Annotated in this window: 25 protein-coding genes and 3 tRNA genes; 10 read left to right on the top strand and 18 right to left on the bottom strand. The window is 58.7% G+C overall.

The window, feature by feature from the left end; all coding sequences use genetic code 11:
• The first annotated feature begins 97 nt into the window (after nucleotides 1-97).
• Together sufE and GKQ23_RS11275 are read left to right on the top strand one after the other, a co-directional pair.
• Complete coding sequence (gene sufE, locus GKQ23_RS11270; RefSeq protein ID WP_212411127.1) at nucleotides 98-520, top strand: cysteine desulfuration protein SufE; 423 nt, start codon at nucleotides 98-100, stop codon at nucleotides 518-520.
• A 70-nt stretch (nucleotides 521-590) separates the two neighbouring features.
• Complete coding sequence (locus GKQ23_RS11275) at nucleotides 591-1,619, top strand: L,D-transpeptidase family protein (RefSeq protein ID WP_212411129.1); 1,029 nt, start codon at nucleotides 591-593, stop codon at nucleotides 1,617-1,619.
• A gap of 102 nt (nucleotides 1,620-1,721) precedes the next feature.
• Here GKQ23_RS11275 and GKQ23_RS11280 read toward each other — a convergent pair whose 3' ends face one another.
• The 6 genes from GKQ23_RS11280 to GKQ23_RS11305 all read right to left on the bottom strand — a co-directional run bounded on the left by GKQ23_RS11280 (nucleotide 1,722) and on the right by GKQ23_RS11305 (nucleotide 5,847).
• Nucleotides 1,722-1,958 carry a major outer membrane lipoprotein gene (locus tag GKQ23_RS11280; RefSeq protein ID WP_056241710.1) on the bottom strand — a complete coding sequence of 79 codons (237 nt, stop codon included), beginning with the start codon at nucleotides 1,956-1,958 and terminating at the stop codon, nucleotides 1,722-1,724.
• A gap of 304 nt (nucleotides 1,959-2,262) precedes the next feature.
• Nucleotides 2,263-3,675: a pyruvate kinase PykF gene (gene pykF / locus GKQ23_RS11285; RefSeq protein WP_212411131.1), complete on the bottom strand. Its 1,413-nt coding sequence runs from the start codon at nucleotides 3,673-3,675 to the stop codon at nucleotides 2,263-2,265.
• Nucleotides 3,676-4,031: 356 nt separating this feature from the next.
• Nucleotides 4,032-4,108, bottom strand: a tRNA-Val gene (locus tag GKQ23_RS11290).
• 25 nt (nucleotides 4,109-4,133) lie between these two features.
• Nucleotides 4,134-4,210, bottom strand: a tRNA-Val gene (locus tag GKQ23_RS11295).
• A gap of 39 nt (nucleotides 4,211-4,249) precedes the next feature.
• Nucleotides 4,250-4,326, bottom strand: a tRNA-Val gene (locus tag GKQ23_RS11300).
• A 147-nt stretch (nucleotides 4,327-4,473) separates the two neighbouring features.
• Nucleotides 4,474-5,847 carry an MATE family efflux transporter gene (locus tag GKQ23_RS11305; RefSeq protein WP_056241789.1) on the bottom strand — a complete coding sequence of 458 codons (1,374 nt, stop codon included), beginning with the start codon at nucleotides 5,845-5,847 and terminating at the stop codon, nucleotides 4,474-4,476.
• A gap of 253 nt (nucleotides 5,848-6,100) precedes the next feature.
• Here GKQ23_RS11305 and GKQ23_RS11310 point away from each other — a divergent pair, with 253 nt between their 5' ends.
• Entirely contained in the window at nucleotides 6,101-6,766 is a 666-nt protein-coding gene (locus tag GKQ23_RS11310; protein WP_212411133.1) for a riboflavin synthase subunit alpha, read from the top strand.
• A gap of 36 nt (nucleotides 6,767-6,802) precedes the next feature.
• Here GKQ23_RS11310 and cfa read toward each other — a convergent pair whose 3' ends face one another.
• Together cfa and punC are read right to left on the bottom strand one after the other, a co-directional pair.
• Complete coding sequence (gene cfa, locus GKQ23_RS11315; RefSeq protein WP_056241699.1) at nucleotides 6,803-7,951, bottom strand: cyclopropane fatty acyl phospholipid synthase; 1,149 nt, start codon at nucleotides 7,949-7,951, stop codon at nucleotides 6,803-6,805.
• 326 nt (nucleotides 7,952-8,277) lie between these two features.
• Nucleotides 8,278-9,477: a purine nucleoside transporter PunC gene (punC, locus tag GKQ23_RS11320; protein ID WP_212411135.1), complete on the bottom strand. Its 1,200-nt coding sequence runs from the start codon at nucleotides 9,475-9,477 to the stop codon at nucleotides 8,278-8,280.
• Between the two features lie 113 nt (nucleotides 9,478-9,590).
• Between punC and punR the strand changes: the two genes are divergently transcribed.
• The gene (punR, locus tag GKQ23_RS11325; protein WP_056241691.1) at nucleotides 9,591-10,508 is read left to right on the top strand and encodes a DNA-binding transcriptional activator PunR; all 918 of its coding nucleotides are present in this window, start codon (nucleotides 9,591-9,593) and stop codon (nucleotides 10,506-10,508) included.
• 19 nt (nucleotides 10,509-10,527) lie between these two features.
• Here punR and purR read toward each other — a convergent pair whose 3' ends face one another.
• On the bottom strand, nucleotides 10,528-11,553 hold the full coding sequence (gene purR, locus GKQ23_RS11330; RefSeq protein WP_056241688.1) for an HTH-type transcriptional repressor PurR: 1,026 nt from the start codon (nucleotides 11,551-11,553) through the stop codon (nucleotides 10,528-10,530).
• Between the two features lie 295 nt (nucleotides 11,554-11,848).
• On the opposite strand from purR, the gene GKQ23_RS11335 reads away from it, so the two are divergent.
• Complete coding sequence (locus tag GKQ23_RS11335) at nucleotides 11,849-11,938, top strand: YnhF family membrane protein (protein ID WP_101506459.1); 90 nt, start codon at nucleotides 11,849-11,851, stop codon at nucleotides 11,936-11,938.
• Nucleotides 11,939-11,997: 59 nt separating this feature from the next.
• Here the strand turns inward: GKQ23_RS11335 and GKQ23_RS11340 are convergent, their stop codons facing one another.
• Complete coding sequence (locus GKQ23_RS11340) at nucleotides 11,998-12,846, bottom strand: C40 family peptidase (RefSeq protein ID WP_056241685.1); 849 nt, start codon at nucleotides 12,844-12,846, stop codon at nucleotides 11,998-12,000.
• Between the two features lie 380 nt (nucleotides 12,847-13,226).
• On the opposite strand from GKQ23_RS11340, the gene GKQ23_RS11345 reads away from it, so the two are divergent.
• A complete protein-coding gene (locus GKQ23_RS11345; protein WP_199177690.1) occupies nucleotides 13,227-13,568 on the top strand; it encodes a Grx4 family monothiol glutaredoxin in 342 nt (113 codons plus the stop codon).
• Between the two features lie 110 nt (nucleotides 13,569-13,678).
• On the opposite strand, the gene rnt is transcribed toward GKQ23_RS11345, so the two are convergent.
• The 4 genes from rnt to GKQ23_RS11365 form a co-directional block, all read right to left on the bottom strand.
• On the bottom strand, nucleotides 13,679-14,347 hold the full coding sequence (gene rnt / locus GKQ23_RS11350) for a ribonuclease T (protein ID WP_056241679.1): 669 nt from the start codon (nucleotides 14,345-14,347) through the stop codon (nucleotides 13,679-13,681).
• Between the two features lie 104 nt (nucleotides 14,348-14,451).
• A complete protein-coding gene (gloA, locus tag GKQ23_RS11355; protein WP_056241786.1) occupies nucleotides 14,452-14,859 on the bottom strand; it encodes a lactoylglutathione lyase in 408 nt (135 codons plus the stop codon).
• Between the two features lie 116 nt (nucleotides 14,860-14,975).
• Nucleotides 14,976-16,079, bottom strand: coding sequence for an alkene reductase (locus GKQ23_RS11360; RefSeq protein WP_212411137.1), 1,104 nt, complete (start codon nucleotides 16,077-16,079; stop codon nucleotides 14,976-14,978).
• Nucleotides 16,080-16,123: 44 nt separating this feature from the next.
• The gene (locus GKQ23_RS11365; protein ID WP_101506458.1) at nucleotides 16,124-16,717 is read right to left on the bottom strand and encodes a TetR/AcrR family transcriptional regulator; all 594 of its coding nucleotides are present in this window, start codon (nucleotides 16,715-16,717) and stop codon (nucleotides 16,124-16,126) included.
• 246 nt (nucleotides 16,718-16,963) lie between these two features.
• Between GKQ23_RS11365 and GKQ23_RS11370 the strand changes: the two genes are divergently transcribed.
• Both GKQ23_RS11370 and sodC read left to right on the top strand, forming a co-directional pair.
• Nucleotides 16,964-17,203 (top strand): DUF1289 domain-containing protein, encoded by a 240-nt coding sequence (locus GKQ23_RS11370; RefSeq protein WP_056241671.1) that lies wholly within the window; start codon nucleotides 16,964-16,966, stop codon nucleotides 17,201-17,203.
• Between the two features lie 123 nt (nucleotides 17,204-17,326).
• Complete coding sequence (sodC, locus tag GKQ23_RS11375) at nucleotides 17,327-17,845, top strand: superoxide dismutase family protein (protein ID WP_212411139.1); 519 nt, start codon at nucleotides 17,327-17,329, stop codon at nucleotides 17,843-17,845.
• Nucleotides 17,846-18,029: 184 nt separating this feature from the next.
• Here sodC and GKQ23_RS11380 read toward each other — a convergent pair whose 3' ends face one another.
• From GKQ23_RS11380 to GKQ23_RS11390, 3 genes are read right to left on the bottom strand one after another with little or no spacing between them, the layout of a single operon-like run.
• A complete protein-coding gene (locus tag GKQ23_RS11380; protein ID WP_212411760.1) occupies nucleotides 18,030-20,057 on the bottom strand; it encodes an FUSC family protein in 2,028 nt (675 codons plus the stop codon).
• A gap of 7 nt (nucleotides 20,058-20,064) precedes the next feature.
• Entirely contained in the window at nucleotides 20,065-20,922 is an 858-nt protein-coding gene (locus tag GKQ23_RS11385) for an HlyD family secretion protein (protein ID WP_212411141.1), read from the bottom strand.
• Between the two features lie 4 nt (nucleotides 20,923-20,926).
• Nucleotides 20,927-21,166, bottom strand: a complete 240-nt coding sequence (locus GKQ23_RS11390; RefSeq protein WP_056241656.1) for a DUF1656 domain-containing protein — start codon at nucleotides 21,164-21,166, stop codon at nucleotides 20,927-20,929.
• 147 nt (nucleotides 21,167-21,313) lie between these two features.
• Between GKQ23_RS11390 and slyA the strand changes: the two genes are divergently transcribed.
• The gene (slyA, locus tag GKQ23_RS11395) at nucleotides 21,314-21,751 is read left to right on the top strand and encodes a transcriptional regulator SlyA (protein ID WP_056241653.1); all 438 of its coding nucleotides are present in this window, start codon (nucleotides 21,314-21,316) and stop codon (nucleotides 21,749-21,751) included.
• 51 nt (nucleotides 21,752-21,802) lie between these two features.
• On the opposite strand, the gene slyB is transcribed toward slyA, so the two are convergent.
• Nucleotides 21,803-22,270 (bottom strand): outer membrane lipoprotein SlyB, encoded by a 468-nt coding sequence (gene slyB / locus GKQ23_RS11400; RefSeq protein ID WP_056241650.1) that lies wholly within the window; start codon nucleotides 22,268-22,270, stop codon nucleotides 21,803-21,805.
• 290 nt (nucleotides 22,271-22,560) lie between these two features.
• On the opposite strand from slyB, the gene anmK reads away from it, so the two are divergent.
• The gene (anmK, locus tag GKQ23_RS11405; protein WP_056241646.1) at nucleotides 22,561-23,679 is read left to right on the top strand and encodes an anhydro-N-acetylmuramic acid kinase; all 1,119 of its coding nucleotides are present in this window, start codon (nucleotides 22,561-22,563) and stop codon (nucleotides 23,677-23,679) included.

A 23,679-nucleotide genomic window follows, 5' to 3' on the forward strand; every position in this document is an offset into this window, starting at 1 on the left:
TCGTCAATGATAACACCGACAGGGGCGGGGGAAACCCCGCCCCTGATCTATACGGCCCCGGATCGTTTGCACTGTCGTTAAGTTAAGTGAGGAAGTAATGGCCACGTTGCCAGAGAAAGAGAAACTGGTGCGCAACTTCAATCGTTGCGCTAATCAGGAAGAGAAGTACCTGTACATTATCGAACTGGGTGGCCGCCTGCCCGCTGCTTCTGAGACGCTGCATCAGCAGGCAAACCTGATCCCGGGTTGCCAAAGCCAGGTGTGGATCGTGATGGATACCGATGAGAGCGGCGTGGTCAGCCTGCAGGGCGACAGCGACGCGGCGCTGGTTAAAGGGCTGCTGGCCATCGTGTTTGCTATCTACCAGCAGATGACGCCTCATCAGATCCTCGACTTCGACGTGCGCCCGTGGTTCGCCGACCTGTCGCTGACCCAGCAGCTGACGCCTTCCCGTTCCCAGGGGCTGGAAGCGATGATCCGTGCCATCCGTCAGAAAGCGCTGAATCTCGCCCCGCGCTGATTTGCTACACTTCCCGGTAGAGGCCCCGCTGGGTTACAGTGGGGTGTTAAAATCTAACCGGGAAAACCGCATGAAACCTCTGTTTCGATTCGCTTTTATCGCCTCGCTGCTCGCCGGCGCGCAGGCTGCCAGCGCCACCGAATATCCGTTACCGCCTGAGAACAGCCGCCTGATCGGCGAAAACAGCACTTATCTGGTGCCGAACGACGGCCAGCCGCTGGAAGCGGTGGCGAAAAAATACCAGATTGGCCTGCTGGGCATGCTGGAAGCCAACCCGGGCACCGACCCGTGGCTGCCGAAGGCCGGCAGCGAGCTGACCATCCCCACCCAGATGCTGCTGCCGGATACTAAACGGGAAGGCATCGTGGTCAACGTGGCCGAGCTGCGCCTCTACTACTATCCGAAGGGCGAAGACAAAGTGATCGTCTACCCGATCGGCATCGGCCAGCAGGGCGCCAATACGCCGGCGATGGTCACCGCGATCAGCCAGAAAATCCCTAACCCAACCTGGACCCCCACGCCGAATATCCGTAAGCGCTATGCGGCCAAAGGCGAGATCCTGCCGGTTACCGTACCCGCCGGGCCGGAAAACCCGATGGGGCTGTTTGCATTGCGCCTGGCTTACGGCAAAGGTCACTACCTGATCCACGGCACCAACGCCGATTTTGGCATCGGCATGCGCGTCAGCTCCGGCTGCATCCGCCTGCGTCCGGACGACATCGAAGCGCTGTTCAACAGCGTGCCCGCGGGGACCCGCGTGCAGGTGATCAATCAGCCGGTGAAGTATGCCGTCGAGCCGGACGGTAAGCGCTGGCTGGAGGTGCATCAGCCGCTGTCGCACAGCGAAAAGGATGACCCGCAAACCATGCCGATCGCTCTTAGCCCAGCGGCGAAGAAGTTTGTACACAGCGAGGCGAGTGACGGTGCAATGATTGAAGCGGCAATGGCGCGACGTTCGGGGATGCCGGTGCTGGTGAGTGAGGGTGTCGCTGCCGGAACCGCAACACAACCTGCTGTGGCTCTTCAGACGAACTCTGCGAGGTTATCGGCGCAACCTGCTGGGATTACTCAGGTGCAGGGAACAGCGGCGCAAAACTGATTACAGAGCTTTTCAGCGGGGGCGGGCAATGCTGCGCAAACCTGCTGAAAAAAGAACAAAAAAAATGGCGCACAGTGTGCGCCATTTTCAAAACCAGTACTCTTACTTACGGTAAGAGTGAGCCTGGTTGTCCAGACGCTGGTTAGCGCGTGCTGCGTCGTCTTTAGCAGCCTGAACGTCAGAACGGATTGCGTTCACGTCGTTGCTCAGCTGGTCAACTTTAGCGTTCAGAGTCTGCACGTCGGTAGACAGCTGATCGATTTTGGCGTTGCTTGAGCAACCAGCCAGCAGAGTTGAAGCCAGAACTACCGCGCCCAGTACCAGTTTAGTACGATTCATTATTAATACCCTCTAGATTAAGTTAATCTCCATGTAGCGTTACAAGTATTACACAAACTATTTTCTAATGAGAATAATTTTTTGATGAGAACGTGCTGAAAGTTGCTCGTTCGCTCAAAGAAGCATCTGCTTTGGTGTTTTATAAAAAAAATGAAGCGAAAACAGGCAATTTTAATCGGACAGCTCTGAGTTTTTCAGGTGATTGAATCGTTAATTTCGATTGGAAATTTTGTGAAAGCAGGTTAATCAGGACACAAAAAAAGCGCCACTCAGGGCGCTTTATTAAACAGATAGTGATTTTGTATTACAAAACGTGTACCGATGAGGTGTTGGTGGTACCGCTTGGCACCAGCGCACCGGATACCATCACTACCACTTCACCTTTCTGCGCATAGCCGCTGTTCAGCGCCGCTTCTTTGCCCAGGCGATAGAAATCGTCGGTAGAGGCGATCTCACTGACCACGGTGGCGATAACGCCTTTGGTCAGCAGCAGCTGACGGGCGGTCTGCTCGTTGGTGGTCAGCGCCAGGATGGTGGCGTTCGGGAAGTACTTACGCACCGACTTAGCAGATTTACCGCCTTCGGTGGCTACCACGATCAGCGGCGATTCCAGCTTCTCAGCGGTCTCAACGGCGCTGCGGCAGACGGCTTCAGTGATACGCATTTTGCGCAGGTCAGCCTGCGTATCAATGCGGCTCTTCATCACGCGGTCGGTACGCTCGCAGATGGTTGCCATGATGGTCACGGACTCCAGCGGATATTTACCCTTGGCGCTTTCACCCGACAGCATCACCGCATCGGTACCGTCCAGGATGGCGTTCGCTACGTCACCGGCTTCTGCGCGGGTAGGGCGCGGGTTCTTGATCATCGAGTCCAGCATCTGGGTGGCGGTGATCACCACTTTACGCGCGTGGTTACACTTCTTGATCATCATCTTCTGCGCGAAGATCACTTCTTCTACCGGGATTTCCACGCCGAGATCGCCACGGGCGACCATGATGCCGTCAGAAGCTTCGAGGATCTCGTCGAAGTTGTTCAGGCCTTCCTGGTTTTCGATCTTGGAGATGATCTGGATGTGCTCGCCGCCGTGTGCTTTCAGGTGTGCGCGGATCTCTTCCACGTCAGAACGCTTACGGATAAAGGAGGCGGCAACAAAGTCGACGCCCTGCTCGCAGCCGAAGATCAGGTCGCGTTTGTCTTTTTCCGCCAGCGCAGGCAGCTGGATTGAGACGCCCGGCAGGTTAACGCCTTTGTTCTCGCCCAGGTCACCGTTGTTCAGCACCTTACAGACCACGGTGGTATCGGTGATAGCAGTCACTTCCATGCCGATCAGGCCGTCATCCACCAGCACGGTGTTGCCGACTTTCAGGTCAGCGGTGAAACCGGTGTAGGTTACCGCAACCCGCTCGTTATTACCCACGACCGACTGGTCGGTGGTAAAGGTGAAGATCTGGCCAGCTTTCAGCGAGGCATCAACGCCGCCTTCCAGCTTCATGGTACGGATTTCCGGGCCTTTGGTATCCAGCAGGATCGCCGCCTGATGGCTGGTTTTCGCCATTACGTTGCGCAGGTTGGTGATGCGCTGGCCGTGTTCGGCATAGTCGCCGTGGGAGAAGTTCAGACGCATAACGTTCATGCCGGCATCCAGCAGGTTGGTCAGCATCTCTTCAGATTCGGTTTTCGGGCCGATAGTACAAACGATTTTGGTCTTTTTCATGACGGTTATCTATTAAGTTGTGATGGATGATAAAAATGACTTCCGCCGGTAACACCAGCGAAAGAGGAATTGGGGGCCGGGCGCGTGATTTGCGTTAGTAACGGGTTCAGGGCGTAGAGAAAAGGTTGAGGCGTGGTTTTGGCGCAGGCGCAGCAGAGAGTTGCGCAACAGGTGTTAGTGTTATATTGATGATCTGCCATACGCTGAAACCATTCAAGTGAAACAACGCTGCGTATTATAGTCGCTAAGTGTGCGAAAACCAATTAAAAAGCGTCAGCTTTGTAACGTTTTTAAAACAAGTTGGTTTTGTTGCGCAAACGAGCTGGTATTAATAATCAGGGAGAAGGGGAGCGATATGGTGCGTTCTAGAGGACTCGAACCTCCGACCCCCACCATGTCAAGGTGGTGCTCTAACCAACTGAGCTAAGAACGCAGTACTGATGTTGCTGCAGATAATCTGGTGCGTCCGAGTGGACTCGAACCACCGACCCCCACCATGTCAAGGTGGTGCTCTAACCAACTGAGCTACGGACGCATCGTTTATCTTTTGCTTCACTTTCTGTCTGCAGAAAGCTGGTGCGTCCGAGTGGACTCGAACCACCGACCCCCACCATGTCAAGGTGGTGCTCTAACCAACTGAGCTACGGACGCACTGTGCTGTCTGGGTGACAGCGGGGACGAATATTAACGACACCCCGCACGGCTGGCAAGGAGAAAAAATCAATTTTGCCTCTGATTGCTGCGCATCTGTGCGAAGCGCAGCAATTTTAAGCATTTGTCACCAAAAAAGCCGCAAAATTAACGTGCTGCACGCGCGAGGATTTGCGCGGGCGGCTGTTTCTGCAGACGACGCATGCGCCAGATCATCATCACCGCCGCCGAGGTCAGGCCGAGAATAAAGCCGGTCCAGAAGCCTGCCGGCCCCATCGGCGGCACCAGCCAGCCGGTCATCGCCAGGATGTAGCCGCTCGGCAGGCCCACCACCCAGTAGGCGACAAAAGTAATAAAGAAGATCGCCCGGGTATCCTTGTAACCGCGCAGAATGCCGCTGCCAATCACCTGCACCGAATCGGAGAACTGGTACAGCGCGGCCAGCAGCATCAGGGAGGCGGCCAGCGTTACCACCTGCGGGTTGTCGGTATAGAGCTGCGCGATCTGTTCGCGGAACACCACCGTGAACAGCGCGGTAAGGCAGGCCATGCAGATGCCGACGCCCTGCGCGGTCCAGGCCGCCACGCGCGCCTCTTCGGTCTGCCCCTGGCCAAGGCGGAAACCGACCCGAATGGTGGTGGCCACCCCCAGCGACAGCGGCAGCACGAACATCAGCGAGCTGAAGTTGAGGGCTATCTGGTGACCGGCGACCTGCACGATACCCATCGGCGAGACCAGCAGCGCCACCACGGCAAACAGCGTTACTTCAAAGAACAGCGCCAGCGCCACCGGCAAGCCAAGGCCTACCAGCCGCTTAAGCACCTTCCAGTCCGGCGGGCTGAAGCGGGTCGGCAAGCGGATATCACGCATTGAACCGGCCCGGCTGACCCACAGCTTCATCACGATAAACATCACCCAGTAGACCGACGCGGTTGCCACGCCGCAGCCCACGCCGCCCAGCGCCGGCATACCAAAGTGGCCGTAAATAAACACGTAGTTCACCGGAATATTGACCAGCAGCCCGAGGAAGCCCATTACCATGCCCGGCTTGGTTTTCGCCAGTCCCTCGCACTGATTACGCGCAACCTGGAAAAACAGATAACCCGGCGCGCCCCACAGCAGCGCGTGCAGGTAGCCAATCGCCTTCTCGGCCAGCAGCGGATCGACGTTGTGCATCGCGCCGATCGCGTAGCCTGAGTGATAAAGAACCACCATAATCAGTAGCGCAACCAGCCCGGCCAGCCAGTAGGCCTGACGCACCTGGTGTGCAATACGGTCGCGGCGGCCTGCACCGTTCATCTGCGCCACCACCGGTGTCAGCGCCAGCACCAGGCCGTGACCAAACAGAATGGCGGGTAACCAGATCGAGGTTCCCACGGCGACGGCGGCCATATCCGTGGCGCTTACGGCGCCGGCCATCACGGTATCAACAAAGCCCATTGACGTTTGCGCAACCTGCGCAAGGATCACCGGGATCGCCAGAGTCAGTAACTGACGCGCCTCTGTAAAGTACTTCTGCACGAAAACACCTTTATCGTTAGAGTAAGTCTTGAATAACTGCACGTAGGGAAAAACGGCTGGAGGAAACAGACGACTCCATTTCCACAGTAATAGTAGAGCAGGTGGTCTAGTTTAATGTTCGATGGCAAAATAGCCAGTCTTCTGTAATAAAATTAGCCCGTTAAGTCACGCTTATTCCGCAGGAGGATTTGGCTTTACCGGTCAGACAGGGCAAACTAGGGCCAGCGAAAACACACTGACAGAGGCAAGCGCTATGTTTACCGGTATTGTGCAGGGCACCGCAGAGGTGCTGGCAATTGAAGAGAAGCCAAATTTCCGTACTCACGTAATCAAAATGCCTGAGGCGTTGTTACCCGGCATCGAACTGGGCGCATCGGTTTCGCACAACGGCTGCTGCCTGACGGTGACGGAAGTGGACGGCGACCGGGTCAGCTTCGATCTGATTAAAGAGACCCTGCGCATCACCAACCTCGGCGATCTGGAGGCGGGCGACACGGTTAACGTGGAGCGGGCGGCGAAGTTCAGCGATGAGATCGGTGGGCATCTGATGTCCGGTCATATTATGACCACCGCGGAGATCAGCAAAATCATCACCTCGGAGAACAATCGCGAGATCTGGTTCAAACCGCAGGACGCCAGCCAGATGAAGTATATTCTGCACAAAGGCTTTATTGGTATCGACGGCATCAGCCTGACGGTAGGTGAAGTGACCCGCACTAAGTTCTGCGTGCACCTGATCCCCGAAACGCTGGCGCGCACCACGTTGGGTGCCAAACGTCTCGGGCACCGCGTAAATATTGAAATTGACCCGCATACCCAGGCGATCGTTGAAACCGTTGAGCGGGTGCTGGCCCAGCGTGAAGCCGTGCTGGCGGCAGCGGCAGCTGAAGCTCTGCTGCGTCAGCCAGAGCAGGACTAATATCAAACAGGCGACCCGCAGGTCGCCTGATTTCCGCTAGCGCGCAACCCGCAGGCCGCCTTCGGCACCGCGGGTAAACACGACCTGCCACAGCTGAATATCCCGTGCGCGAAACGCCCCGGCGCAGACGTTGAGGTAGTAGGTGAACATGCGTTTAAAGCGTTCATCATAGTTGCCGGCCAGCTGTGGCCAGGCGGTGAGGAAGCGCTGATACCATGCCATCAGCGTCAGATCGTAGTCCGCCCCGATATTGTGCCAGTCTTCAACAATGAAATGCGGCTCGCTGACGTCGGCAATATGGCGCACCGAGGGCAGGCAGCCGTTGGGGAAGATATACTTGTTGATCCAGGGATCGACGTCGCTGTTGGTTTTATTCGCGCCGATGGTGTGCAGCAGGAAAATGCCGTCGGGCTTTAAATTACGATCCACCACCTTAAAGTAGGTGGCGTAATTTTTGGGCCCAACGTGTTCAAACATGCCCACCGAAACGATGCGGTCAAACTGCCGGTCAAGGTCGCGATAGTCCTGCAGCAGAATGGTCACATCCAGCCCGTCACAGCGCTGCTGCGCCATCTTTTGCTGCTCGGCGGAGATGGTCACGCCGTAAACGCTGACCCCGTAGTGGCGCGCCGCAAACTCGGCCAGCCCGCCCCAGCCGCAGCCAATATCCAGCAGCGACATGCCGGGAGCCAGCTGCAGCTTCTCACAGATCATTCTGAGCTTGGCTTCCTGCGCCTGTTCCAGCGTGGTGGCCTCTTTCCAGTAGCCGCATGAGTACTGCATATAAGGGTCAAGCATCAGTGAGAACAGATCGTTGCCGAGATCGTAATGCTCCTTGCCGACGATCCACGCGCGTTTGCGCGACTGCAGGTTGGTGAGGCGGGCCACCAGCACCCGCAGGGTGTCTTTAAAACGGTGAGGGATCTGCTGGTCAATATGCGCCTGCAGAATACGCTGGATAAACTGGTCGATACGTTCACACTGCCACCAGCCGTCCATATAGCTCTCGCCCAGCCCCAGTGAGCCTTCCTGCAGCACGCGCTTAAAAAACCCGGGGTGGCTGACCTGAATATCCCAAGGCCGCGAACCGTTAATGGCCACGTCCGCCTGGCTTAACATCTCATGAACGATGCGATACCACGGATTATCTTCAAGAATCGTTTCTTCAATACACGATGAACTCATAGCTTCTCCATCACCCTGTGACTGAAACCTCAGAAAAAGGATAGTCAATTTCTGCAAGTTTGTGAGAGAAGTCACGGCAGATTGCCGTGGCTTGAAATCCGACGTTTAAAGAGGATTGATGCAATGCTGCGAGGCCGTAACGCGTGCTGCGTCGGAAACACCATGACGACCTTGTCAGGTTGTAATGCCGGTCTTTTAACGGCTAAAAGACCGGCTTGCTAAGCGGTTAATAAAAGGCTGTTTTATCGTTTTTTGGCGAGTATATGCTCACCCGTGAAAATATTCAATGGCTTATCTTTAGCCTGCGAATCAATCGCATTCCGCGTTTACTGCTGCTCCTGCTGCGCCAGCAGCCGGGCCTGTTTCGCGGCTTTGAACTGTAGCAGATAGCCGAGAACCGCCAGTAAAATGGTCAGCAACATCACCTGCGCCGTGGTATGTAACGCGGCGTCAATGCCGGCAGAGACGGCGAGGCTGGCGGCAAAGCACAGGCCCAGCTGCAGCATGTTCTGCAGCGCGGCGGCCTTACCGGTGGCCTGCGGGAACGGCAGCAGCGCGTTAGAAACCACGATCGGATAGATCGCGCCGTTGGCCATCGCCATGCCGCAGAACGGCACCATCAGCGCCACCAGCGAGGGCTGCGCTTCGCGGGCCACCAGCCACAGCGCAAATATGCTGATGCTGTAAAACAGCAGCAGCCACGGCAGCAGCTGGCGGCCGCTCAGGTGATTAAGCAGTGCGCGGCAGCCAAAACCGCCCACCAGGAAGGCGATGGTCTGCGGCACGTAGCTGAGGCCAATATCCGCCGGCGACAGGCCGAGGGCACCGAGAATAAACGGCGAGCCGGTCAGCCAGGCGAAAAAGCTGGCCGAACAGGCGGCGTAGATCGCCACGTTACCGCTGTAGACCGGCGACTTCATTAAGGTCAGAAAACCGGTGGCCGGGCCGGCCGCCTCAGTGGTGGCGGCGGGGCGCGCGCGCGGTGACTTCAGCAGCAGCGTCATCAGGATCAGCAGCAGGGTAATCACCAGCAGGGCGATAAAAATCGCCCGCCAGGAGAGCGCCGACAGCAGCCAGGCGCCAAGCAGCGGAGCCAGCGCCGGCGACAGCGCTACCAGCGGCATAATGGTGGCGAACACCCGGTTGGCTTTTGCGCCCTGATAGCGGTCCACCACCAGCGCCTGCCAGCTGACCGCGGCGGCGCAGACGCCGACCGCCTGCACAAAGCGGCAGACCAGCAGGGCGGTGGCGGAGTGCACCCACAGCATCGCCAGGCAGCCGACGGCGAACAGGCTCAGCCCCATCAGCAGCACCGGCTTACGCCCGATGCGGTCCGAGAGTGGCCCCCAGATCAGCTGCGCGCAGGCAAAGCCGGCGAGGAAGATGCTCAGGCTGGCGCTGATGCCGCTGGCGCTGCTCTGCAGATCCTGCTGCATCACGCCGAAGGCCGGCAGGTACATATCGGTGGCGAGGAAACCCAGCATGCTCAGCAGCGCCAGGTAGATCATAAATCCGAAAGATTGCATGTGAAGGTGCTCTTTGATGAGTTTTTTTTCGGCTGGCAGTGTAAAGGGACGGCTAACGGCTTGTGAAATGGTATTATTCGCCACCTGATGTGAAAAAAATTGAAGGGAAGGCTATGTGGTCGGAACACTCTCTGGAAGTGATTGATGCGGTAGCAAGAACCGGCAGTTTTTCCGCAGCGGCGGCCGAACTGCATCGCGTGCCTTCCGCCATCAGCTATACGGTGCGTCAGCTGGAGCAGTGGCTGGCGGTCAGCCTGTTTGAGCGGCGTCACCGTGACGTGGTGCTGACCGAGGCCGGGCGGGTGTTCAGCGAAGAGGGGCGAGCTGTTATCAAAAAAATGCTTGCCACCCGCCGCCGCTGTCAGCAGGTGGCCAACGGCTGGCGCGGTCAGATCAGTATCGCTGTGGATCGCATCGTGCGGCCGGCACGCACCCGCCAGCTGGTGGTGGATTTCTATCGCTACTTTCCGGATATCGAGCTGCACCTGTCGCAGGAGGTGTTCAACGGCGTGTGGGATGCGCTGGCCGACGGCCGCGTCGATCTGGCGATCGGCGCTACCCAGGCGATCCCGGTGGTCGGGCGCTTCTCCTTCCGCGATATGGGCAGTCTGAACTGGCGCTGCGTGGTGCAGCCGGGCCATCCGCTGTTGCAGACCGCCACGCCGCCGGACGAAGCGGCGGTGCGCGAGTGGCCGTCGCTGGTGCTGGAGGATACCTCACGCGCGCTGCCGAAGCGTACCACCTGGGCGCTGGACAATCAGCGCCGCATGGTGGTGCCGGACTGGGAAAGTGCCTTTGACTGTCTGCGGGCCGGGCTGTGCGTGGGGATGGTGCCCGGGCACCTGGCGCAGCCGCTGCTGCAACAGGGGCTGCTGCAGGAGCTGACGCTGCTGGCCCCCTATCACGCCAGCCCCTGCTATCTGAGCTGGACGGAGCAGAACGCCTCACCGGCGCTGGCGTGGTTGCTGGACTACCTGGGGGATACGGAGACGCTAAACGCGGAGTGGCTGAGCGAGCAGCCTGGCCGCTGAGGCAGGCCGCCCGGAACGGCTAGCGGCGGTAGTCGCGGAACGGACCATCGGCCACCGAGCGGCGTTCGATCAGCGTCGGGTGTACCTCGATGGTCTGCGGCTCTTCGCGCTTGCTGGTAATACGATCCAGCAGCATATCGAAGGCGGTTTCGCCGAGGCGCTCTTTGGGCTGATGCACGGTGGTCAGCGCCGGTGAGAAGTAGCGCGCGTTGCGCACGTTATCGTAACCGATCACCGAAATATCCTGCGGCACGCGCAGCCCCATCTCGTCGGCGGCGCAGATCGCCCCCATCGCCATGATGTCGCCGCCGCAGAAGATCGCGGTTGGGCGCTGTTTCTGCATCAGAATTTGCTGCATGGCGCGATAACCTGACTCCGGCTCAAAGTCACCCTGTACCAGCCACTCCGGGCGCAGGGTAATGTTGGCTTCCGCCAGCGCTTTAAGAAAGCCGGCGTGACGGCCGCCGCCGGTATTGCGCTCCAGCTGCCCCGGAATGGCACCGATATCGCGGTGGCCGCGTTCGATCAGGTAGCGCCCGGCCAGATAGCCGCCTTCAAAGGCGTTATCGAGAATGGTGTCGGTGAAGTCGCCGTGCGACTCGCTCCAGTCCATCACCACCATCGGAATATTACGATTATCTTCCAGCATGCCGATCAGCGTTTCCGGGTATTCGGAACACATCACCAGCAGGCCGTCGACGCGTTTCTGCGCCATCATCGACAGATACGCCTGCTGCTTCTGCAGGTCGTTATGGGCGTTACCGAGGATCAGCGTGTAGCCTTTGGCAAAACAGCGGTTTTCCACCGCCTCAATTATTTCGGCAAAATAGGGCGCTTCGCTGGAGGTCGCCAGCAGGCCGATGGTTTTGGTATGGTTAACCTTCAGGCTGCGTGCAACCGCACTTGGGGAGTAGTGCAGCTCTTTGATTGCCGCCCAAACCGCTTCACGCGTCTCTTCCGCAACAAAACGCGTTTTGTTGATCACATGAGAGACGGTGGTGGTGGAGACACCGGCAAGCTTCGCCACATCCTTAATTGTTGCCATTCAAATAGTACTCCTGATGTTATCGCAACCTGTTGATAACAAAATGGTTAAACGTTTGCGCTAGCCGCGCGATTTTCTGCACCTGGTGTCAGGTGTCAGGCGCTGTCTCACAGGGTCGGGAAGGGATGATTTCGTCCGAAAAAGTGACATGCATTGCTGGCTAAATGCCGTTTTGCTGATGTTGCGCAACGGAATGGCGGATTCTAGCAAGGCTGCGCCGAGAAGACGAGATTTTTACGGTTAACTGTGGGAAAATTATCAGGCTTAATTTTAATAAGGTTATTAAGGGGCAGCCATGAGTACCGATCTGAAATTTTCACTGCTGACCACGGTTGGCGCACTGGCGATGATCATTGCTTTCAGCTTTACCGCCGTCATGCACTGAGCCATAAAAAAAGGGAGAAGCCAGGCTTCTCCCTCTCTGCCTTAATCCGCCAGACCCGCTTAGCGGATGGTTTTAGGCGTCATCATCCGGCGCGCACCGATGTAGTGCTCCTGCCAGTAGTCTTCGCTCAGCGCGCTAACCTGAATATCTTTGCCGGTGCGCGGTGACTGAATAAATTTCCCGCCGCCGAGGTAAACGCCCACGTGATCGGCGGTACCGCGGCCGTTAATGCGGAAGAACACCAGGTCGCCTTTCTCCAGCTGGTCGCGTTTTATCTGTGCCGCATCGCGCAGGTGATACATCTCATTGGCGGTGCGCGGGATCTTGAACTTCACCAGGTCTTTATAGGCGTACCAGACCAGGCCACTGCAGTCGAAGCCGGTTTTCGGTGAGGTGCCGCCCCACTGGTAGGGTTTACCCAGCTGACCCATCAGCTTGTTCATCGCCGTTTCGCGGGCCTTCTGGTAGCGGGCGCGGTGCGCCTTGCTCAGCTTAAGCGGCGCATCGCCATCTTCCACCAGCAGCGCTTTGCGTTCACCTTTCTGACGCCCGTAGCGTTTTTTATCGAGCTTCGCCGTGGCATTTTTTGCCGTGGCTTTGGTACGCGCGGTTTTGATCGGGCTGGCGGGCTGCGCGGCGGTTTTCTTCTTCAGCTTAAGCTTCTGCAGCGTGGCGGTGGTGGCTTTCTTCAGCGGGGTTTTCTCTTTCACTTTCTTAACCAGCGGCTCTTTCACCTTTTTGGTGGTTGCCGCCTTCACCGGCCGGCGTTTACGCCGCTCATCATCGCGCGCAGCCGAGCGGTCAGCCTTGTGCTGGCTGGCGTTAACAGGGGCATGTGGCGATGCGTGTGCCACATTTAAGAACAGCTGTGCCAAGGCCAGCGTGATAAGGGTGATAAGTAAACGCATCGGTCCCATTAACAGTTTGTGCTCTGCACCATCCCGCAGCGCAATTGGATAAGAATTTTCTGCATTAAAGCAGAAGGCCTCGATGATTCTAATCTAACTTTTAAACGGAGGGTTAGGTGTTTTTTGTTTCAATCCTGCAATAGATTTAAACGGCGTTAAATTAAACACTTTCAGATGCTTATCGCAGCGATTTAATTGACTCAGATCAATATCGGCGCTGCATCAGCCAGAGGAAAATGTTATTTTGTATGTATCATTTTGCAAATAGCGCTCTGGATCACATTGTCCATGCGGAAAATGTCGTTTTCATCGCCAGGGCAGAATCGTTACAATACAGAAACACGAATATCCCTTTTTTGTCGTCGCGTACTGAGGAAGTCATAATGAGTACTGTTGAAAAAATCCAACGCCAGATCGAAGAAAACCCTATTTTGCTCTACATGAAAGGGTCGCCAAAACTGCCAAGCTGTGGCTTCTCTGCTCAGGCTGTACAGGCGCTGTCGGCGTGCGGTGAGCGTTTTGCCTACGTAGACATTCTGCTGAACCCGGACATCCGTGCTGAGCTGCCGAAGTACGCCAACTGGCCTACCTTCCCGCAGCTGTGGGTGGACGGTGAGCTGGTCGGCGGTTGCGACATCATCATCGAGATGTTCCAGCGCGGCGAACTGCAGCAGCTGATCAAAGAGACTGCACAGAAGTACCCGGCCCCGGCCGCTGAATAAACGTCGGCCTGACGCTACAGACTAAAAAACCGGAGCCTGCTCCGGTTTTTTTATGGCTCTGCGCCGGAAACGCCAGCCGGATGCGGGGCGCGGATTACGCCCGCCTAGCGCTATTGTGCGTCGTCGCCAGCAGCCGGTCCGGCGGCCAGTGGCCAGCCCCCCAGACGCTTCCAGCGATTGACCAACTCACAGAACAGATCGGCTGTCTGGGTGGTGTCATACAGCGCCGAGTGCGCCTGGCTACTGTCAAACGCAATACCCGCGGCGCTACAGGCCTTTGCCAGCACCGTCTGCCCGACCACCAGCCCGCTCAGCGCTGCGGTGTCAAAGGTGACAAACGGGTGGAAGGGGTTGCGCTTCAGCGCGCTGCGTTCAGCGGCGGCGTTCATAAAATTGAGATCGAAGGTGGCATTGTGCGCGACCATGATTGCCCGGCTGCAGCCGCTCTCCTTGATCCCCTTACGCACCAGCTTGAAGATCGCGTGCAGCGCGTCGTGTTCGCTGACGGCACCGCGCAGCGGGTTTTTCGGGTCGATGCCGTTGAACGCCAGCGCCTCCGGGGCCAGCACCGAGCCAACGAAAGGTTCAACGTGGAAATGCAGGGTTTGGTCTTTTTCCAGCCAGCCGTCGTCGTTCATTTTCAGCGTGATCGCGGCAATTTCAAGCAGGGCGTTAGTTTTGGCGTCGAAACCCGCCGTTTCCACATCAATAACGACCGGATAAAAACCGCGAAAACGGCTGCTCAGGGTGTTCAGTTCATTTGGTTCAGACATCAGCATCTCATTGGCACAAAAAAGACAGCGCACATTATGGCAAATTTAACGGCGGGATGCAGCAGAAGAGCAGGGGGACGCGGATGCCCGCAGGCATCCGCAGGGCAAAATCAGTTGCCCAGGCCGTGGCCGGCGTGTTTGTTCTCGATCAGTTCAATTTTGTAACCGTCTGGATCTTCCACGAAGGCGATAATGGTGCTGCCGCCTTTGACCGGGCCCGCTTCACGGGTAACGTTACCGCCGTCGCCGCGGATACGCTCGCAGGTGGCGGCAACATCGTCAACGCCCAGCGCGATATGGCCGTAGGCGTTACCGAGGTCATAGCTGTCCACACCCCAGTTGTAAGTCAGCTCGATCACCGCACCTTCGCTCTCTTCGGTGTAACCGACGAAGGCCAGAGTATATTTGTACTCGGCGTTTTCGCTGGTGCGCAGCAGACGCATGCCCAGCACTTTGGTGTAGAAATCAACGGAACGCTGCAGATCGCCGACGCGCAGCATGGTGTGAAGTAAACGCATAGCACCCTCTTTGATAAGCGCCATCGGGGGATGGCGTCAGAGTTTGAAACGATAATTTCCCGCAGGGCGGGAAATTATCGCTATGAAAACAATTTATTATATCACAAACCCGCGCTTTATCCCGCCAGCGTCGGGTAATCGGTGTAACCGGCGGCAGCACCGCCGTAAAACGTTGCCGGCTGTGGTTCATTCAGCGGCGCGTCAGCCTGCAGGCGTTCTACCAGATCCGGGTTAGCGATATAGCTGCGGCCAAAGGCCACCGCGTCGATCAGCCCTTCGTCAATCAGCGCCGCGGCTTTCTCCGCCGTATAGCCGCCGGCACCGACAATTACGCCGGGATAGACGCTGCGGATCGCGCGACGGAACGCCTCGCTGTACGGCTTACCACCGGCCCAGTCAGGCTCGGAGATATGCAGGTACACCAGTTGACGCTTTGCCAGCTCCGCGAGGAAGTAGAGGGCGGCTTCTTCCTGATCTTCACCGTTATCCAGGCCGTTGAACGGGCCGAGCGGAGAGATACGAATGCCGATACGATCGGCGCTCCACGCTGCAATGGCGGCATCGACCACCTCCAGCGCAAAGCGGGTGCGGTTCTCAATGCTGCCGCCGTAACGATCTTCACGCTGGTTAGAAGCCGGCGAGAGGAACTGATGAATCAGGTAGCCGTGCGCGCCGTGCAGTTCGACCAGGTCGAAGTTGGCTTCACGAGCGTTGGCCACCGCCTGAGCAAAATCGGCCACGATACCGCTAATCTCTTCCGTGGCCAGCGAACGCGGGGTGGAGGTAGCTTCACGGATCGGATTGCCGTCAGCGTCGCGCAGCGAGGTGCGGGTTTCCGCATTGATCGCCGAGGCGGAGACCGGTGCGGCACCTTCCGGCTGCAGGCTGGCGTGAGAAATACGCCCGGTATGCCACAGCTGAACGGCGCTGTGGCCGCCGCGCTGGTGAATGGCGTCGTTAACCGCGGTCCAGGCGGCAATCTGCTCGGCGCTGTGCAGGCCCGGTGCGCCGGCATAGCCTTTGGCCTGAGCGGAAATCTGCGTGGCTTCGGTAATAATCAGCCCGGCACTGGCGCGCTGCGCATAGTACTCCGCCATCAGCGGGGTCGGCACGTCGCCAGGCTCAATGCTGCGCAGGCGGGTCAGGGGAGCCATCAGAACGCGGTTTTTTAAGGTCACCGCGCCGGTTTGCAATGGTGTAAACAGTACGTTGGTTGTCATAACTTACTCCTGGTAGACCGGTCGACTAGTAAAAGTGTTTTTTTTTAAACAGGGATTAACAGGCGTTCAATTTGTTGCAGCGCAATCTGCAGCGGCGCGCGGTCACGGCCAATCTTGCTCTGCAGGCTGGCACCAAGCCACAGCATATACAGCGTCTGCGCGATCGCAGCGCAATCGAGTTCAGCGCTCAGCTGCTGCTGGCGCTGGGCCAGCGACAGCACCTCTGCCAGCGTGGCAATCAGCGCACCGGACCCCGCCAGCAGCGCGAGGCGCATATCTTCAGAGAGATCGCAGACTTCCGCCGACAGCTTCACCGACAGGCAGCCGGCAAAGGCGCTCTCTTCACAGGCGTTGGTCAGCGACTGCTGATAATAGTCCAGCAGGCGCTGACGCGCGTCGCCCTGATGATCGTCGAGAAACATCCGCAGCTGCTGATGATAGCGGGCAAAGTAGCGCTCCAGCATTGCCACGCCAAACGCCTCTTTCGAACTGAAATAGTGATAAAACGACCCTTTAGGCACCCCGGCCTGCTTCAGCAGTTCGATCAGACCCATACCGTTAAAGCCGCGCTGCACGCAGAGCCGCTCGCCGGTGGTGAGGATATGATCTCGGGTGTCATAACGCGTGGCTTTATTCATGGCGCTTACCGTACCCGACCAAACGGTCGCTTTCAACCTTTAACCGGCTGACGGCACGATCGGTTCATGTCCGCATACAGCCGCACCCGGCAGATCATCGCCATTATTGTGAGGATTTTAGCGAAACCGACCTGCGCCGCTTGCACGCTGATGCCGTAGCATCTTCAATTGAAGGAGTCAGGAGTCAGGAGTCAGGAGTCAGGAGTCAGGAGTCAGGAGTCAGGAGTCATGCAATCGGGAGGGAAGGTGGCAGAACAGATTGAAATGTTTCCGGTGCCCAGCCCCTGTCGCGGCATCTGCCAGGCCGACGAACGCGGCTACTGTCGCGGCTGCCTGCGCAGCCGTGAAGAGCGCTTCGGCTGGACCTCGTACAGCGATGCGCAAAAACGTAACGTGCTGCGCCTGTGCCATCAGCGGCGGCTGCGCCAGCGCAATAAGCCGACCACGCCGGATGCGCAACCCTCCGGGCAACCCGACCTGTTTTAGCCTGGTCGCACTCCCTGCGGCTGCGCCTTAGCGCCGAAGCACGTAAAGTTTGGCAATATTCACCGCATCCTGCGTAAAACCTTCCAGGCTTAACCTCAAGCCCGCAACCCGTAAGGAGTCACTATGAAAACTCTTCCCGCCATTATCGCCGGCCTGATGCTGTCCGGCAGCGCGCTGGCGGCCAGCCAGACCGTCGAACTGAAACTCGCCACGCCGCAAGGTCCGGGTAGCCCCGTGGGTCATGTGACGATTGCTGAAACCGAGTATGGTCTGACCTTTACACCGCAGCTGCACGGCCTGCCGCCGGGTATTCACGGCTTCCACGTGCATGCCAACGGCAGCTGTGACGCCAAAACCACCGACGGCAAGGTGGTTCCTGCCGGGGCGGCCGGCGGCCATCTGGACCCGCAGAACACCGGCAAGCATGAAGGGCCGTGGGGCAAGGGGCACCTCGGCGATCTGCCGGCCATCGCCGTCACCGCCGACGGTAAGGCCACTTACCCGGTGCTGGCACCGCGTTTAAAATCGCTGGCGGAGATCAAAGGCAAGGCGCTGATGGTCCACGTTGGCGGTGATAACCATGCTGACCATCCTAAACCGCTGGGCGGCGGCGGTGACCGTTTTGCCTGCGGGGTGATCTGACGCCAGGCGCTGCCTGTCGGAATCCCTCCGGCAGGCTCACTAATGTCCACCGGTCAGCCGGCTTCGGCTCACTGCCCGGTTCGCTTCTGCCCGGCCTTGAGCCGTCTTTGCTGCAACGCCAGGTGCACTTCTGGCCCCGTGCTTACGGCTCCAGCCCGCTGTCCGTTTCACTTCTCTTCATCGGTCAGCTGGCTATGGCCCCTTCGTCCGCTACAGGTTGCGTGGTGACCGTCTGCAGACGCGTCAGGCAGCAGAGCAGCCGCCACAGCAGGGCGGCCAGCTCTCTCTGCTGCACATCTGACGCTGCGCTGAGCCGATCGATGCGCTGTTGCAGCAGCACCAGTGACTGATTCAGTGACGTATGCTGGATCCCGCGTTCGCTCACCACCTCGCGCAGGTCGTGCAGCACAGCGTCACGCACGGCGGCAAGTTCGGGCGAACCGGCGTGCCAGTCGCGCAGCTGCCAGGCGACCTGCGAACAGTTCAGCAGCACCACGCCCCAGCGCAGCAGCCACAGGCGCGCCTGTTCATCCCGACTGCTGTTAAGCAGATTGATACGGTAATAGACCTGCGACTCAAAGCGGCTTTCACTGCTGCGCGGCCGGCGGCTGAGCTGATCGATAAACTCGCGGCGCAGCAGGCGAATATGACGACGGCTGCGGCGCTTATCCGAGCTTGGGCGCAGGATCTGAAACGCCACCCACGCCAGGGTGACGCCAAGGATCTTCGCCAGATTATCGTTAATGAAGCTGCCGTAGTCCCAGGTTGGCGGATTATCCACCGCCAGGAATGACCCCATAAAGACGATAAACTGGCCCCAGTTAGCGGCATATTTTTTCTGCTGCTGCTTCAGCAGCTGCAGCAGGATCAGCAGCGGGAACATCACCAGCAGAAACTGCCACAGCACGCTGATCTGAATCATCAGCCCGAACTTCATCACGTAGCTGAACAGCGACAGCCAGCCAAGCGTCTTCAGCAGCAGCGTTACGCTGTTAACCGGCGAGGGCACCGAGGCGTAGAGCACGCAGCTGATGGCGGCCAGGGTCAGCGCGGCGGCACCGGCATCCCACTGGGTGGCGATCCAGAAACCGCAGCCGGAGAGGATAGTGCAGAAGGTTCTTAGCGCTGCCCAGCTGGCCTCCGCGCTGTCTGCCCGTCTTGCCAGCCCCGGCAGTGTGGGAGGCGAAAGCCGGTTGTGGCCGTCAGCCCGTTCAAATTGCCGCAGCCAGCGTGAGGTATCCAGCCAGAGCCAGCAGAAATAGCGCAGGCGGCTGTGAAAGGCCTGTAAGCGGTAGTCAGCGTGCGTGGGCGAGATACTCTGCAGGATCTGCGCAAGGCGATATTTACTGGCATCGGGACGGGCAAGCTCCGCCAGCAACTGATGCTGCGCGCTGAACAGCGCGGCGGGCGGATCGGGCCAGTTGACCAGCATCCGGCGCAGGCTGGAGATCACGCTGGTCAGCCGCAGCTGCTGATGCAATACGTAGTTGAGGACGTTATTCTGCCGCCGGAACCGGTAGTGGCTCCAGAACGCCTGAATGCGCAGCAGATTGAGGGTCAGGATCTGACCGATGACATTCTCGTGCGCCCGGTGCAGCGTTTCGGTGGTTTCCCGCTGCAGCAGCAGGCTGGCGTGCTCCAGTAGCTTCGCATGCATCTGATGCAGCGAGCGGGTCAGCGCATCACCATCAGAGGTGCTGGGCAGGATCATCATCATCAGCCCGCCGCACAAAATGCCGGAAATCACCTCGCAGACGCGCGCCTGGGTGGTGACCCAGATCTGCGCGGTGTCGCTGGCATTGACCGTGGTAAAGGCGATAATCGCCGCAGAATAACCGGCCAGCGAGAAAGCATAAGCGACGTTATTCTGGTAGTGGCTGGCGACCCAGGTACAGAGCGCCAGCCAGCTGGCGATGCTGAGGCTGAACAGCCAGGGATCGTTCAGCGTGTGCCCGGCGATCAGCAGTGCCGCTGCGGCTCCCAGCAGGCTGCCGCCGATGCGGCCAAGACTTTTGCTGATGACGCCGCCAACGGTGGGAAAACTGACCACTGCCGCTGAGGTCATCGCCCAGTAGGGCTGGTCGAGGTTTAGCGCATAGGCCACGCTCAGCGCCAGGCACATGGCGGTGGCGTTGCGCAGCGCATAACGCCACTGGGCCAGGTTCGCCTGTACCCAGGGAAGCTGCCGCCATGTGAGTCCGTTCAGCCGCATCAGCGCGTCAGTCGCCAATTGCAATACTGCAGGTGGTGCCGGCCACCAGCGTGACGTCTGCCGGCACGGCCGTGAGACGGATGCGCACCGGCACCCGCTGCGCCAGCCGCACCCACGGCACCGTCGGCTCCACGTCCGGCACCAGGCTGCTGCTGCTCTCTTCATTCTGATCATAAATCGCGCGGCCGATACTCTCAACCTGGCCCGTCAGCAGACGATCGTCGCTGTAGAGACGGAGGGTGGCCTTATCACCGGCATGGATATGGCGCAGTTTGGTCTCTTCAAAGTAGCCCACCACGTAGAAAGAGTGGCTGTCCACCAGCGCGAACAGCGGCGTGCCGCTGGCGGCATAGTCGCCGACCCGGCTGGTCAGGCGGGTTATCCAGCCGTCTGCCGGTGCTGCCAGCTGCGTCTGCGACAGTTGCCACTGCGCCTGCGCCAGCTGGGCCGCGGCGGATTTCACTGCGGCGGCGCTGCTGCGCATGGTCAGATTCGCTATGTCCAGATCCTCCGCTGAGATGGCGCTGCCCGGCAGGCGCTGGCGGCGGGCAGCTTCGTGTTGCGCCTTGATATTATCGGCCTGCGCTTTCGCCAGCAGTGACTGCGCGTTGTCCCGGGCAATCTGATACGGCGTATCATCGAGCGTCAGCAGCGGCGCACCTTTACGCACAAACTGGTTATCGCTGACATGGAGAGCGGTGATGCGTCCGCCCACCTGCGGCGCAATACCGACGATCTCCACGCGGATTTTGCCGTCCCGCGTCCAGGGTGAATGCATGTAGTAGTTCCACAACCACCAGCTGGCGCACAGCGCGGCGGCGAAGAACAGTAGCGTCGAAAAGTATTTCAGTGAGCCGAGTTTCATCTTGTCATCCGATATTCAGCAGCAGCCACTGGGCGGCGCTGACGCAGAGAATAAACAGCGAGAGGTCAAGCAGAGTGGGGTGCCAGATCTCCCCGGAGTAGATCCAGTCACGCAGCAACGGGTGTACCAATAGCCAGAAGAAAAAGCCCAGTAGCACCGCCCTGAACAGCGGGGGGAAGTAGAGTGAAGCGCCAAAAACCAGATCGCTAAGGGGGAAAACTGTTGTCGTAAACGCTGTGAACACCGCATAAATCCTTTTCAACTGTCACCGTAATCCCGCGCTACTCTGAACTAACCCGACCAGGGATAGATTTGTAATTTGTGCGGTAAACTCGCAGAATAGACTAAAATGAGGCTTGAAAGCTAGCAAGCTAATTATAAGGAGTTGAAATTGGATACGCCATTAGGAACTGATTTGTCACGACTGGTGCGCATCTGGCGCGCGCTGATCGACCAGAGATTAAAGCCGCTTGAGCTGACGCAAACCCACTGGGTGACCCTGCACAACATTCATCAACTGCCGCCCGAGCAGTCGCAAATTCAGCTGGCCAAAGCAATCGGTATTGAGCAGCCTTCGCTGGTGCGTACCCTCGACCAGTTAGAAGAGAAGGGGCTGATTACCCGCACTACCTGCGCCAACGACCGCCGCGCCAAACGTATTCGTTTGACCCAGACGGCAGAGCCGATTATCAATCAGGTTGAGAGCGTGATTGAGGCCACCCGCGACGACATCCTGTCCGGCATATCGCAGCAGGAGATTGAAAAAATGGTGACGCTGATTGCCCGGCTGGAAAAAAACATCGTCGACCTGCAGCGCCGGGACGACTAAAAAAAACCGGCTTCCGCCGGTTTTTTCTTATTCTTAACGCGAAGCGGGAGCTTAACGCGGCGAGACGGTGATCTGGCTGCCGTTAGAGGCCATCGCCACACGCTGACCGACCGCATAGCGGCTGGCGGCCTGCTTCTGCACCACCATAATGGTGTTGCCGTCGTCTTTACGAATTTCCAGCTCTACGCCCTGGCTCTTGTTCATCGAACCCTGCACGCCCTGGCCCGCAACGCCACCGGCTACCGCGCCCGCAGCGGTAGCCAGGCTGCGGCCGGTGCCGCCGCCAATGGTGTTACCGAGGAAACCACCCAGCACCGCACCGCCGATAGCGCCAATCACATTGTTCTCTTCACCGCCCTGAATCTGCACCGGACGGACGGAAACCAGGGTACCGTAGCTGACGCTCTGGACCTGTTTGGCTTCAGAGGCGCTGTACACATCACCCGACAGCGTGTCGTTATTCGCACAGCCAGCCAGCGTCATCCCGGCAACTGCCACGATCAAAAAACGCTTCATCATTGTAAAACTCCTATGTGTTGCAGATGCTGCAAACGGTCAGGTCAGGCAGCGGAAGATAGCTTTATTATATGTTACAAGCCGGATGTTTCTCACTATCAGAATTGAAAAACAGCGAAGAAACTCTAGCCTGCGGCGGTTAAACGCCAAATCAATCGTTGCCATTATTGTGACCGGCGCGTATTTATTCGGTATAACTCCAAAAATACATTAGTAAGTCATGGAATTGGATGCAGTTTTTTGTCACGCTGGCGGTAAGACTTATTGGCCTCATGATCGGGTAAGGTGACGGTATGAAATCAGGACGTTATATCGGGGTGATGTCAGGCACCAGCCTGGACGGGGTGGACGTGGTGCTGGCGGCGATTGACCCGCAGATGGTGGCGCAGCAGGCCAGCTACTGCCATCCGATTCCGCTGGCGCTGCGCCAGCAAATCCTGGCGATCTCCCAGGGACAGATGCTGACGCTCTCGCAGCTTGGCCAGCTGGACACCCGGCTGGGGCAGCTGTTTGCCGAGGCGGTGCTGGCGCTGATGAAGCAGCAGCGGCTGACGGCGGAGGATATCACCGCCATCGGCTGCCACGGGCAAACCGTCTGGCACGAGCCGCAGGGCGACGCCCCGAATACGCTGCAGATCGGTGACAATAACCAGATTGCGGCGGCGACCGGCATTACCGTAGTCGGTGACTTCCGCCGTCGCGATATGGCGCTGGGCGGCCAGGGCGCGCCGCTGGTGCCGGCCTTCCACCATGCGATCCTGATGCACCCGGACGAACGGCGGATGGTGCTGAACATCGGCGGCATCGCTAACCTGTCCCTGCTGCTTCCTGACCAGCCGCTGCGCGGGTTTGACACCGGGCCGGGCAACATGTTGATGGACGCCTGGATCTGGCAGCAGCAGCAGCAGCCCTACGATCGGGACGGGCAGTGGGGCCGCGGCGGGCAGGTGGTGCAGCCGCTGTTGCAGCAGATGCTTCGCGACCCCTATTTTGCCCTGCGCGCGCCGAAAAGCACCGGCCGTGAATACTTTAATGCCGGCTGGCTGGAGCAGCAGCTGGCGGCGTTTCCCGGCGTGGCGGCGCAGGATGTGCAGGCCACGCTGGTGGAACTGACCGCGGCCTCCATCGCCGACCAGGTGCTGCTCAGCGGCGGCTGCGATCGGCTGCTGGTGTGCGGCGGTGGAGCACGCAATCCGCTGCTGATGTCGCGGCTGGCGGCGCGGCTGACCGGCACCGAGGTCAATACCACCGACCAGGCCGGCATCAGCGGTGATGACATGGAAGCGCTGGCCTTTGCATGGCTGGCGTGGCGCACGCTGAGCGGCTTACCGGGTAATCTGCCGTCGGTGACCGGGGCGCGCGAAGCCAGCATCATCGGAGCCATTTTCCCGGCGAATTCTCCAATCCGCTGA

This window comes from Erwinia sp. E602, assembly GCF_018141005.1.
Lineage (GTDB): Bacteria > Pseudomonadota > Gammaproteobacteria > Enterobacterales > Enterobacteriaceae > Erwinia.

Coding starts and splice junctions, on each gene's coding strand:
- GKQ23_RS11335 (WP_101506459.1), top strand. CDS start 11,849: ATGAGTACCGATCTGAAATTTTCACTGCTGACCACGGTTGGCGCACTG.
- GKQ23_RS11310 (WP_212411133.1), top strand. CDS start 6,101: ATGTTTACCGGTATTGTGCAGGGCACCGCAGAGGTGCTGGCAATTGAA.
- punR (WP_056241691.1), top strand. CDS start 9,591: ATGTGGTCGGAACACTCTCTGGAAGTGATTGATGCGGTAGCAAGAACC.
- GKQ23_RS11380 (WP_212411760.1), bottom strand. CDS start 20,057: ATGCGGCTGAACGGACTCACATGGCGGCAGCTTCCCTGGGTACAGGCG.
- GKQ23_RS11385 (WP_212411141.1), bottom strand. CDS start 20,922: ATGAAACTCGGCTCACTGAAATACTTTTCGACGCTACTGTTCTTCGCC.
- GKQ23_RS11365 (WP_101506458.1), bottom strand. CDS start 16,717: ATGAATAAAGCCACGCGTTATGACACCCGAGATCATATCCTCACCACC.
- gloA (WP_056241786.1), bottom strand. CDS start 14,859: ATGCGTTTACTTCACACCATGCTGCGCGTCGGCGATCTGCAGCGTTCC.
- sufE (WP_212411127.1), top strand. CDS start 98: ATGGCCACGTTGCCAGAGAAAGAGAAACTGGTGCGCAACTTCAATCGT.
- punC (WP_212411135.1), bottom strand. CDS start 9,477: ATGCAATCTTTCGGATTTATGATCTACCTGGCGCTGCTGAGCATGCTG.
- slyB (WP_056241650.1), bottom strand. CDS start 22,270: ATGATGAAGCGTTTTTTGATCGTGGCAGTTGCCGGGATGACGCTGGCT.
- GKQ23_RS11275 (WP_212411129.1), top strand. CDS start 591: ATGAAACCTCTGTTTCGATTCGCTTTTATCGCCTCGCTGCTCGCCGGC.
- rnt (WP_056241679.1), bottom strand. CDS start 14,347: ATGCTGATGTCTGAACCAAATGAACTGAACACCCTGAGCAGCCGTTTT.
- anmK (WP_056241646.1), top strand. CDS start 22,561: ATGAAATCAGGACGTTATATCGGGGTGATGTCAGGCACCAGCCTGGAC.
- GKQ23_RS11360 (WP_212411137.1), bottom strand. CDS start 16,079: ATGACAACCAACGTACTGTTTACACCATTGCAAACCGGCGCGGTGACC.
- GKQ23_RS11340 (WP_056241685.1), bottom strand. CDS start 12,846: ATGCGTTTACTTATCACCCTTATCACGCTGGCCTTGGCACAGCTGTTC.
- pykF (WP_212411131.1), bottom strand. CDS start 3,675: ATGAAAAAGACCAAAATCGTTTGTACTATCGGCCCGAAAACCGAATCT.
- sodC (WP_212411139.1), top strand. CDS start 17,327: ATGAAAACTCTTCCCGCCATTATCGCCGGCCTGATGCTGTCCGGCAGC.
- purR (WP_056241688.1), bottom strand. CDS start 11,553: ATGGCAACAATTAAGGATGTGGCGAAGCTTGCCGGTGTCTCCACCACC.
- cfa (WP_056241699.1), bottom strand. CDS start 7,951: ATGAGTTCATCGTGTATTGAAGAAACGATTCTTGAAGATAATCCGTGG.
- GKQ23_RS11280 (WP_056241710.1), bottom strand. CDS start 1,958: ATGAATCGTACTAAACTGGTACTGGGCGCGGTAGTTCTGGCTTCAACT.